This window comes from Cyanobium sp. Tous-M-B4 (assembly GCF_024345395.1).
GTDB lineage: Bacteria > Cyanobacteriota > Cyanobacteriia > PCC-6307 > Cyanobiaceae > Cyanobium_A.
The window spans coordinates 287,999-296,966 of record NZ_JAGQBA010000005.1 but is presented as its reverse complement, the minus strand read 5'-3'; the positions used below and the strand labels follow the sequence as shown (position 1 = coordinate 296,966).

The window sequence follows — 8,968 nt, the reverse complement described above, 5'->3', positions numbered from 1 at the left end:
GCAGATGCTGCGGCCACAGGAGCGCTGTAGGCAACGCAGATCCAGGGGCGCATGCCCAAGCGGTAGGAAAGCTCCCACTCGCGGCCCATGTAGGCGTAGATGCCGATCAGGAAGTGGAAGACCACCAGCTGGAAAGGACCACCGTTGTAGAGCCACTCATCGAGGCTGGCTGCTTCCCAGATGGGATAGAAGTGCAGGCCGATGGCGTTGCTGGAAGGAACAACAGCACCGGAGATGATGTTGTTGCCGTACATCAGGGAGCCAGCTACGGGCTCACGGATGCCGTCGATGTCGACAGGGGGTGCGGCGATGAAGGCCACGATGAAGCAGATGGTGGCAGCCAGAAGGCAGGGGATCATCAGCACACCGAACCAGCCCACATAGAGGCGGTTGTTGGTGGAGGTGACCCAGTCGCAAAACTGGTTCCACGCAGAAACGCCTTGGCGCTGCTGAATAGTGGTTGTCATGAGAACGGTTTGGGGAAGGGCTTAGCTGACGAAAGCCGGAAGGCTTTGCAGGTAAGCAGTAAGTAGATGCGGGGCGGGAAACCGCTCGCTCATCTGAACGTAACACCAATTCATATTTGCCACCCAACCCAAATGCACAATGGGGCGACAGCAGGGCTGATGACACCGATAAGCCTGGCTAATCACGAACTGTCCGGTGGTCAATGCAAGGGTCCATCGCCCCAATCGACCATCGACATCCCCAAGCTGGTTCTGCTGCTGGCTGGTGATCCTGGGGCCTTCACGCCTCTGGGCACCCTGGCCCTGGCAGGCACGATGGCCACGGCGGCCTATCAGTACATCTTCACGGCTGGCCTGAACATCTACGTGCTGGAACTGGTGGTACCCCACCTGGGAGGAAGCCTTGCCCTGCTCTTCAACGGGCTGGGTCGCTTTTCCTTCGATGCAGGCACGGGGAATGAGCTCATCTCCGGACTGGATCAAGGCGGTGGCGCCCCTGAAACGGATCAACCCGGTGGCTTCTGGGCCCTCACTCCGGCAGCCATCTCAGCGAAGGCCTTCCGCCAGGTTGATTGAGCGGCAAGAGAAGGGCTGCCGCCCATGGATTCGCAGCCCTCAGCCGCGACAGCGCCCAAACCAGTCACATTGCGTTACAGTTATCGTAACAAACCGCAACAGTCATGACTGAGCCCCCGCCCCGCTTCGGTTTCGTTGCCTTCGCTGAAACCTGGAATGGCCGTCTGGCCATGCTCGGCTTCGTTATCGGCCTTGGCACCGAGCTGCTCACCGGCCAGAGCATCCTCGGCCAACTGGGCCTGGGCTGATCCCATGAGCACCGATTACACCGCTGCCATTGCAACCGTCATCGCACTTGTCGTTGTGCTCGGTGGCATGACGACGTACGTACTCAGCCGCCCTAGTGACCTGACCCCAAGGACTCGATGATCGCAACTCTCACCGTGGCGCTTTTTGGTGCCTGGTTGATCAGCGCCCTATTGCTGCAGCCAAATATCGCCGATTGATGCAAGCGCGCTTCCGCTTCGTTTGACACCACCCAAGACATTTCCATGACCAACACTCCCGCCAGCAAACAGCTGCTCAACAACAGCCCCGAACAGCTGACCCTCGTGGCCCAGCTCAAGCGAGCTGAACTGTTTAACGGCCGTGCCGCCATGCTCGGCATCGTCATAGGCATCGTGGTGGAAGGCCTCACGGGCTTTGGTATCGCCCACCAAATTGGTCTCGGTGCACTAGTTGATGGTTATGCCGCCTGCCGCACCCAGTTTTTACCGTTCTGCTTCTAATTCAACTTTACAGCTGCATTGCTGAGGTTCCTTTAGTCTTGCACTATCGTTTCTAAGCAATATTTTACCTACCCAATAATTGATTGCAGATTAGCTATTGCTAGCTCCAAGTTGATGCGGTTACCATGCCCAAGCCAACCAAGGACGACGTAGAAAGATTAAGCCGTGGTAAACCGACTCGATCAAGGATAGGAAGTCGTCAAGTACCCCATAGACTAACGCAAAAGGAGCGCATTCTTTTTGAAGCAGCGCAACGTCAAGGATTTTTGAAAGTTCCTGTGGCGGGCATTCGCCCGAATGTTCTTAATGTTTATAAATTGTGGTGTGACGCCGAAGGCAAAGATTGTATTGTCGTAGATAGCAGCAAATCATAGGGTTAAGATTATTCATTAGAATTGCATGCCAACATCGCGGGCCATGCCTGATTTGTTGGTGCGCGATGTCGATGACGACCTAGTCCAGGTGCCCAAGAAGCAGGCTGGTGCCAATGGCCGCAGCCCGATACAACACCTCGCTTTTTCTAGCGGCGTTCACAATCGGTGAGCTGCGCCGAGGGGTTGAGTTGGTATGTCAGCGGGGGGATCAACCGCAAGCTCAACTGCTGGAGCAGCGAGCAATCAGAAGCCTGGCTCGATCGCATGGGCCTCTGGGAAGAGGACTCTTTGCAACTAAGCCTCAGCAAGGGCTAAACCCCCTTGAGCCAGTAGTTGCAAGCATCAGCCCTAGGCTACGACCTGAGGCTTTTTGATGCAGGCCACCCACCCAGGTGCGCCGGTGCCCTGACCCGTGGCTAAGACAAAGGCAACTGCCTACGACCCCATGGGCCTGTTGTACGTCCTGCTTGTCGACACCGAAGACGGCACCACCACCGTCCAAATGGAAGCAAACAGCAAAGAAGAGGCTCTGGAGAGCGGCCAGGAGCTCTATCCCGGTTGCCGACTGGCGCTCGTGAACCCAGCACCGGGTGAGCAATAGGGCTAACCGAAAGCCTCAGACAACCATCACCCCCGAGCAGCGCCCGAGGATGATGAATCAGTGAACATTCCAATAGCAGTGAAAAAGAAGCTGCTGACGTTGGCACCTGGGGCCATGTATTCCAGGTGTGGGGCGGATGATCCTCCTGAGGGCACCTACGGCGGTGCGGCTGGAGTGTCGATCAGTTAGGCGCACAAGGTGAGCTGCACTGGGGAATGCTGCTCTCTTGCCCGGCTGAACGACCCGCTCACGAATAGATAAAGACTGTTGGAGCACGGGCCTGTAGTCAGCGTGCTTTTGGAACCTGGCGGGGTGGCGTGTCGTCCATGTTGGGCGCCTCCTGGGTTGATGAACACAGCATCGCTGCGCCAGCGGCTCAGCACAATCAGCTTTTAAACGCATTGCTTCTGGCTGCAGATCGGAGCAAGGTGGGATTGCTTTGTGGCATGCAACAGCTCAGGCCCTGCGCAGTGGTGGCGGCGTCCACTGCGGCGTGCAGACCCGCCAGCCGGCTCTGCGCTTCTGGGCCCAGAGCTTGATCGCCTCATCTCGCATCAGCTCCCTGCGGCGTTTGAGCATCGGTGGCTCCCCGCTGGGCATCACCTCTCCAAAAGTCACCTCCAGCTTCTGGCTCCAGCGGTCGTAACGGCAGGGCTGGAAATGGGGCACTTGGCGGCCATCGCTGAGCCAGCTCTCCTGGGGGGAGAGCGGCGGCCGCTACCGGTGACAGAGCTGGAGTGCATGGGCGGTTCAGGCCACCTCCGGCGCCCAGCCCTGCTGACTCACCATTTCTTCGGTCCAGCCCTGGCAGCACCACCTCATCGAGGTAGGGCCACTCCTCGATAGGGGTATCAAGCCGGGCGGCCAGGGCCGCAGGCCGGGGAGAAGGGATACCCATGAACAACCTCTGATGCGCACACCCGTACTAGCGCGGTTCCATTGGTCGGTTCGCCTTGGCGCTTGGGGGTGACCAGGGGCTGGTTGCGCAGACGGCTTACGCCAGGCGCTCTTCTGAGAGCTGGCGGAAGGCATCGTTCAGCAACACCACCTCGGAGAACGACTGCTCCAGGGCCGAGAAGCGCTGGGGATCGAACAGCTGATCGAAATCGAAGTTGAGGATCGGCCGGATCTCCTCCGGCACGCTGAGGAAGTCGTGCAGCTTGCGCAGCATCTCGCCGGCGTTGCGATTCGCCTGCCGCAGCTTCTCTCTTTCCCCATTGAAGGCGTCCAAGCCCTGCTGTAGCTGGGGGATGGCTCCTTCCAGTAGTTCGTTGCCTTTGGCCTTAGCCAGGGTGTCGATCAGCGAGGTGCGCAGCCCATCGATCTTGCCCAGGGCCTTATTGGTCCACGACCGCTCCCGCAGGCACTCCATCGCAGCCTTAACGGCCTTGCACTCAACGGAGAGATCCGCCAGCTGGGCGATGCCACCGCCGCGCAGCCAGTTGGCTACACCACTGGCAGAGCGGAGTTGCATCCTCTCGCCCGGTGGGCTGAGGCTGATACACACTTCCTCGGTGCCCAATGTCTTGCCGTTGGCGGTGAGCGTGCAGCAGCGCACCTCAACCCGCAGGGCCTGCAGGTCGCCGGCCAACTTGAGCGACTGGATCACGCCAAAGCTCTCCTTGACCTGACAGGGGGCCTGGCGGATGCGCAGGTCCGCGTCGTCCACCAAGGCCTGGAGTTGCCGGTGGTTCTGCTGCAGCAGTGCATAGACCACGGCAACGATGGCCAGGATCAAGAGCCCCGCGATCAGAAAGACCTGCCAGTAGGCGAGCACAAAGCCCAGGGCCGCCAGGCCCAGCAAGGTGCCGCAGCCGGTGGCGCATCCGTTGTTCTGCTGGGCCATCGACAAGCAACGTTGAGTTGGCGTTTCCGCCACTACTTACAGCATCAGTCCTGCACCTTGCCAACGCCACTACTAAAGGAGCCAACTATGCGGAACTCGCATGAATAGCTGTTTTGACGTTGCTTGCTGACCCTCCCGTAGCTTTTGCTGGAGTCTCCTACCCAGCCGCCATGAATCCGCCAGAGGTTTTGGATGATCTCCCGGCGAGCTCTGACTCGGCCCTGGTGGCAGCTGCGCCGGAGTGCAAGGGAATCCGTGCCACCAGCGATTTTCCTCGCGATCTCAGTGGCCTGTCCCCGGAGCAGATCGCGCACACCTATAGCGCGATGCGCAACAGCCATGCCTCACTGACCCGTGCCCGCGGCCAGCTGCAGCGCCGCTCCCGTGAGTTGCGCGAGGCCCGTGATCGCTTCCTGGCCACCCTCCATGGTTATGAGGGGCGACTGGTGGCCATCGGCAAGGAAAAAGCCGAGGCCCTATCCATGGCGCAGGAGCTGCATCGGGAGCTGGAGCTCTTTGAAGGCAAGCAAAAAGCCTTGGATCGTTTGCTTAGCGACCTTGATGAGGCCAAGGAGCAGGCAGGCTTCTGGAGCATCCTGCGCATCACCGAACTGATCTCCAAGATGCGCGCGCTACTGCGCGGAGGGGCCTCCAGCAATGGCTGAACTGAGCGAGCGCTTTGCCGAGCTGATGGCCCGGCTGTCCAAAAGCGACGCCGAGCTGTTCCGCACCCTGGGCGAGCAAAACGCCAGCGTGCGCCAGATGGTTGAGGACCTGACCGGCCCTGCGGCCGCTGCTGCTGGCATGAATCAGCCACTCACCCCCGCACTCGCACCCCAGGCCCTGCTTGCCCCAGAGGCGTGCTCCCTCCCCGCCCTGAAAGCGCGGTTCCGTCGGGTGGCCGATGCCCAGGCCTGGGCAGAAGAGCGTCTGGGCCCTGCCCCCAAGAAGCCCAACTGGGCTGAGCTGGAGCAGACCTTTCGCACCGGCGCCTGGCCTGTGAAGGCCGGCAAGCGTGGTGCCAGTGGAGCGGGACTCCAGGCCGCGCAACTCGAGCAACGGCTGCTGCAGCGGATGGACCTGATGGAGCAGCGCTGCTTGCGGCGGATCGAGGGCCTTGAGCAGCTGATCCGGTCGCTACTGGTGCGTGGATGACAGAGGGAGGTTCTTTCCGAATGGAGCAGCTGGGCCGCTTTCTGCTGCGGGGCCTGCGCATCGGCGCCAGCACGGTGTCGATCGTGGAGCTGCTGCGCAACGACTGGACCGCTTGCATCAGCGCTGGCGTGGCCTGGCTGGTGTTCCTGCAGGTGGAGCGGCGGCTGCCGGCCCTCAGCCCGGAAACCGAGGATTGATTCGCAGTTCGGCGTAACCGGTACCCGTATCCAGCTCGCGCCGAAACTGCCACTCCGGCAGCAGGCCAACCATCAACTCGGCGGTGGTACGGACAAGGGAGCCGGTGCAAAGATGTCCGCCGATCACGGCGCCGCTGCTGTCAGCGATGGCGATGTGGAGGTGGGCGCCATCAGCTGAAAGAGTGCCGGAGAGGCTGAGGATCTCCATCTCGCTGTGGATAGTTGTGGCCGCCGCCGCTGCCGCGAAGCGCAGCTGGACCACCGAGAGGCTGCCGATACCGCTGATCACACAGCCTGCCTGCTCCTCCTGCTCGACCATCCACGTTTCTAACGCCTGACGGAGATCGTCTCCGGGCTGCAGCGGCAGCGGCACCACCTTCACGGGGTTGGCCCCTCCACGAGCCCCTGGAACATCACCAGGGCATCGACGTAGCCCAACTGCCTGTGGCGAAACGCTCCCGGCAGAGTGCAAACGACCTGAAAGCCGTTGCGCTGCCAGCAGCGGATGCCGGGGGTATTGGTGCTCACCACTAAGTTGAACTGCATCGCCCGGAACCCCAAACGCCGGGCGGCCTGCAGCGAGTGCTGGCAGAGGCGGCTGCCGATTCCCTGATGGCGGCAGTGCTGGGCCACCACGTAGCCGGCATTGGCCACATGGGCTCCCAGCGCGAGGGAGTTGGGCTTGAGGTAGTAGGTGCCAACCACAGTCCCGGCCGGATCCATAGCCACCATCACTGCCTGGTTCTGTTCCACCCATGCCAGCTGGGCTTCTGACTCGCTGATGGCCGGGTCGTGGGGAAAGGTTTCACCGGCGCGGAACACCGGCTCCAGCAGCGCCCACACCCCTGGCCAGTCGGCCGGCTCGTAGGGGCGGATCTGCAGGGGCGATCGGGAAGTTGTCAGAGATATGAACGTTGCTCTGGTGATTGTCACCCAAATAGGAAGGCGCCCCGTAGGGGGCGCCTTAGCACCAGTTGCGGCAGTTACCTCCTCACACCAAGGTTTGCCGGTCGGGTGTCTGTGGGTTCACGCATGACCTGTCTGGGCCTGGCAGGAAAGGAAGGGAGATCACGTTTGGGAGAAGAGATGCTCGGGGCTTGACCTTCTCGGTTGTGATCTCGACCCGGGTTATGCAGCCCGGGGGTCAGCACGCGGTAATCAGAAGTGGCATATGGCTCTCTGCGGCTACGGGCTGACGTTCACGCAGCGCCAGCGAGTTCACTGGAGTTGGCTTGTCCAATCGCACCTCCTTCTATGCGCACCGGCTCGGGTGATCCCTGGCCGGACTCTGTTGGAGGGTGAGGGTCGGGTTGGCTACCGGGCCTCCTCTCAACTTCAAAGTAAGCCTTCTGGACGGTGGTGGATGGTGGCGGAGGTTCCTGTTCCCGTACCTATGACACTAGGCTTTATTCGGTGAGGGGGAAGCATCGAAGAGAATCCAGAGTATGAGTATGGATATCAAGGCACTGAAGTAGCACCAGACCGAACTGAAAGCCTGCAGAAAGGCGACCTGCGCCACTACAAAGGCGACGGCCAGTGCCACCCCCAGGAGGCTCAGCCTCCGGTAGGGATGCAATAACAAAGGAAGACATATTATCAGGGCATAGATCAGTGAGATGGGCAGATGTCCCATCGGGTCTGTCCAGGGTGGGTGCGCCTGGTAGTCGATCGAACCTTGGCGCACAGTCGGGTTGATCAGTCCTGGATCGAGCAGCAGCGGAATCCAGAGTCCGGCACCAAGCAGCGCACCAAAACACCACAGCAATCGAAAGAGGCGCTGTTGCTCTGGTGTCAGTAAATCTCTACCCGATCGCAGAGCAGTCCACGGTATCCAGGCAGGCCAGAGCGCGAATGCAAAGCCTAAATACGCCAGCGCTACCATCCTCAGCCCAGCAACAGGGCTAGGAGAAGCCAGGCCCAGCCACACGAATCCCTCAAGTGCCTGCTGAATTGCGAACAGGATCGGCGTCAACGCCAGGGGCTGCCACCGCTCGGGGTCGAGATGATGGGCCATAGCCAGACTCACAATCCCGACAGGTGCGAGCCCGATGGCAGTGACGAAGCTGGCCGTCGCCGAAAAACACATGGCCCATTACCTTAATTCAGGGACGATTAGGTGATGGATAGGCCCTACTGCGTAAACCATGGCATTAATGCCTCGGTGATGACGTAGAGGGCGAACGCTCTGACTCGCTCTCCTAGGGGTCGCTGCTATGGCCTGCACCGCCAAAATGTGGCGTCAATGTTCAACTTCTACCTGCTTACGGGACCCATTCTTATTGTCCTGAGCTTTATTATTTGTGCATCGCTTTAGGACTGCAGCACGCACCAACTCTGTGCCACTGAGGCCCAACTTGGCACCGATGGTCTTGCGATATGTTTCCACTGTTTTGACCCTAATGCCAAGGGAAGCTGCGATCTCTTTATTCTGCATTCCTTTGCCAAGACAATGAAAAACTTCAAGCTCTCTTGGGGTCAGCCTTTGAAGCTGAAGTAGGGCTGCAGCTTGACGCCTCAGGATTGGCGAAGGATGGCTTTGTTGCCAGCTGGCGACAAGGCCAATCAGGTTGTCCCACGAACAAGACTTCTCGATTACCCCAAGTAACATGGGTCTGATTACATCGGGTGGAGAAAATTCATCATCCTGATCCTTCAGCATAATCAGTCGACCATCTGGGCTCAGTCTTTGTAGTGTGTCAATGACTTTGTGCCAGTCCCCTCCGTCTGCGGCAACATCAAGTACAAGTAAATCCGCAGGTATTTCATTCTCCAGCAACTCAAGAGCCTCGCGAACTGATTGGCACACAGCTAGAAGCTCTAACCCACATTGTTCGCTGAGAAGGCCTCCCAATGCTTGGCCGCTTAAACGGTCGTTGGTCACAACCAAGCAGGTACATGGCAGGCTCTCCGCTTTTGAATCGCTGGACATGAGTTAAGACCATCCGCACATCCACTTATCTTTATACCCAGAATCAGGACCCCTGAGCTGGGTAGGTACAAGATGGATCTTTTCAGAGCCTGATC

The 8,968-nt window shown here is 59.6% G+C and carries 16 protein-coding genes and 1 pseudogene; 10 read left to right on the top strand and 7 right to left on the bottom strand.

Translation table 11 applies throughout. The annotated features are described in order from the left end of the window. Positions 1 to 467 (bottom strand): annotated as a pseudogene (locus KBY73_RS11930) (photosystem II q(b) protein); the annotation flags it as partial. 159 nt (positions 468 to 626) lie between these two features. On the opposite strand from KBY73_RS11930, the gene KBY73_RS11925 reads away from it, so the two are divergent. From KBY73_RS11925 to KBY73_RS11895, 7 genes are all read left to right on the top strand, one after another. Further along, the gene (locus KBY73_RS11925) at positions 627 to 1,043 is read left to right on the top strand and encodes a hypothetical protein (protein WP_254937306.1); all 417 of its coding nucleotides are present in this window, start codon (positions 627 to 629) and stop codon (positions 1,041 to 1,043) included. A 104-nt stretch (positions 1,044 to 1,147) separates the two neighbouring features. After that, positions 1,148 to 1,291 carry a chlorophyll a/b-binding protein gene (locus tag KBY73_RS11920; RefSeq protein ID WP_254937305.1) on the top strand — a complete coding sequence of 48 codons (144 nt, stop codon included), beginning with the start codon at positions 1,148 to 1,150 and terminating at the stop codon, positions 1,289 to 1,291. Positions 1,292 to 1,534: 243 nt separating this feature from the next. Continuing rightward, complete coding sequence (locus KBY73_RS11915; protein WP_254937304.1) at positions 1,535 to 1,771, top strand: chlorophyll a/b-binding protein; 237 nt, start codon at positions 1,535 to 1,537, stop codon at positions 1,769 to 1,771. A 125-nt stretch (positions 1,772 to 1,896) separates the two neighbouring features. Continuing rightward, complete coding sequence (locus KBY73_RS11910) at positions 1,897 to 2,145, top strand: hypothetical protein (protein WP_254937303.1); 249 nt, start codon at positions 1,897 to 1,899, stop codon at positions 2,143 to 2,145. Between the two features lie 43 nt (positions 2,146 to 2,188). Beyond that, positions 2,189 to 2,314 (top strand): hypothetical protein, encoded by a 126-nt coding sequence (locus KBY73_RS11905; RefSeq protein WP_254937302.1) that lies wholly within the window; start codon positions 2,189 to 2,191, stop codon positions 2,312 to 2,314. Then, entirely contained in the window at positions 2,311 to 2,460 is a 150-nt protein-coding gene (locus KBY73_RS11900) for a hypothetical protein (protein WP_254937301.1), read from the top strand. Before KBY73_RS11905 ends, KBY73_RS11900 begins: the two co-directional genes overlap by 4 nt. 97 nt (positions 2,461 to 2,557) lie before the next feature. Then, a complete protein-coding gene (locus KBY73_RS11895) occupies positions 2,558 to 2,746 on the top strand; it encodes a hypothetical protein (protein ID WP_254937300.1) in 189 nt (62 codons plus the stop codon). A gap of 456 nt (positions 2,747 to 3,202) precedes the next feature. Here the strand turns inward: KBY73_RS11895 and KBY73_RS11890 are convergent, their stop codons facing one another. Together KBY73_RS11890 and KBY73_RS11885 are read right to left on the bottom strand one after the other, a co-directional pair. Next, positions 3,203 to 3,415 carry a DUF1651 domain-containing protein gene (locus KBY73_RS11890; protein WP_396097047.1) on the bottom strand — a complete coding sequence of 71 codons (213 nt, stop codon included), beginning with the start codon at positions 3,413 to 3,415 and terminating at the stop codon, positions 3,203 to 3,205. 325 nt (positions 3,416 to 3,740) lie between these two features. Then, positions 3,741 to 4,592, bottom strand: a complete 852-nt coding sequence (locus KBY73_RS11885; RefSeq protein WP_254937299.1) for a hypothetical protein — start codon at positions 4,590 to 4,592, stop codon at positions 3,741 to 3,743. Between the two features lie 170 nt (positions 4,593 to 4,762). Here KBY73_RS11885 and KBY73_RS11880 point away from each other — a divergent pair, with 170 nt between their 5' ends. From KBY73_RS11880 to KBY73_RS11870, 3 genes are read left to right on the top strand one after another with little or no spacing between them, the layout of a single operon-like run. Further along, complete coding sequence (locus tag KBY73_RS11880; protein WP_254937298.1) at positions 4,763 to 5,257, top strand: hypothetical protein; 495 nt, start codon at positions 4,763 to 4,765, stop codon at positions 5,255 to 5,257. Next, positions 5,250 to 5,747 (top strand): hypothetical protein, encoded by a 498-nt coding sequence (locus KBY73_RS11875; protein ID WP_254937297.1) that lies wholly within the window; start codon positions 5,250 to 5,252, stop codon positions 5,745 to 5,747. The genes KBY73_RS11880 and KBY73_RS11875 overlap by 8 nt, the downstream gene beginning before the upstream one ends. Before the next feature lie 20 nt (positions 5,748 to 5,767). After that, complete coding sequence (locus KBY73_RS11870; RefSeq protein WP_254937296.1) at positions 5,768 to 5,944, top strand: hypothetical protein; 177 nt, start codon at positions 5,768 to 5,770, stop codon at positions 5,942 to 5,944. On the opposite strand, the gene KBY73_RS11865 is transcribed toward KBY73_RS11870, so the two are convergent. From KBY73_RS11865 to KBY73_RS11850, 4 genes are all read right to left on the bottom strand, one after another. Beyond that, positions 5,922 to 6,326, bottom strand: a complete 405-nt coding sequence (locus KBY73_RS11865; RefSeq protein WP_254937295.1) for a PPC domain-containing DNA-binding protein — start codon at positions 6,324 to 6,326, stop codon at positions 5,922 to 5,924. The two genes, KBY73_RS11870 and KBY73_RS11865, sit on opposite strands and share 23 nt — an antisense overlap. Then, a complete protein-coding gene (locus tag KBY73_RS11860; protein WP_254937294.1) occupies positions 6,323 to 6,877 on the bottom strand; it encodes a GNAT family N-acetyltransferase in 555 nt (184 codons plus the stop codon). Before KBY73_RS11860 ends, KBY73_RS11865 begins: the two co-directional genes overlap by 4 nt. A gap of 466 nt (positions 6,878 to 7,343) precedes the next feature. Continuing rightward, positions 7,344 to 8,030 carry a DUF6629 family protein gene (locus KBY73_RS11855; protein ID WP_254937293.1) on the bottom strand — a complete coding sequence of 229 codons (687 nt, stop codon included), beginning with the start codon at positions 8,028 to 8,030 and terminating at the stop codon, positions 7,344 to 7,346. A gap of 153 nt (positions 8,031 to 8,183) precedes the next feature. After that, positions 8,184 to 8,825, bottom strand: a complete 642-nt coding sequence (locus KBY73_RS11850) for a LuxR C-terminal-related transcriptional regulator (RefSeq protein ID WP_254937317.1) — start codon at positions 8,823 to 8,825, stop codon at positions 8,184 to 8,186. Between the last annotated feature and the right edge of the window lie 143 nt (positions 8,826 to 8,968).